Below are 248 nucleotides of genomic sequence, written 5' to 3' on the forward strand. Positions count from 1 at the left end.
AGGGGGTGTTAGGGGGGGGAAAGGGATTAGTAAGAGAAATATTTATAAAAAATTTTATTTTATTTTTTTTGCCCTTTTTTTAAATGTTTTTGTTAAAAAAGTTTGGGGTAAGGGAGCAGGTTGTATAAGAATAAAAAAAGAAAAAGCACAAAAAAAAAACCAAAGTTTTTTAATTTACAATTTTAAACAAAAAACCACGACAAATTAAACAAATTTATTAATTTTTTTTATATGGTTGACAAATGTGT

1 protein-coding gene is annotated in these 248 nt (G+C 24.6%); it reads left to right on the forward strand.

Annotated features, from left to right (window positions below; genetic code table 11):
* A partial coding sequence (locus tag P6709_RS20175; RefSeq protein ID WP_278242669.1) for a hypothetical protein occupies nucleotides 1–208 on the forward strand: 208 nt, incomplete at its 5' end.
* Nucleotides 209–248: the final 40 nt, after the last annotated feature.

The sequence above is a fragment of the Jeotgalibacillus sp. ET6 genome (assembly GCF_029667115.1).
Taxonomy (GTDB): domain Bacteria; phylum Bacillota; class Bacilli; order Bacillales; family Jeotgalibacillaceae; genus Jeotgalibacillus.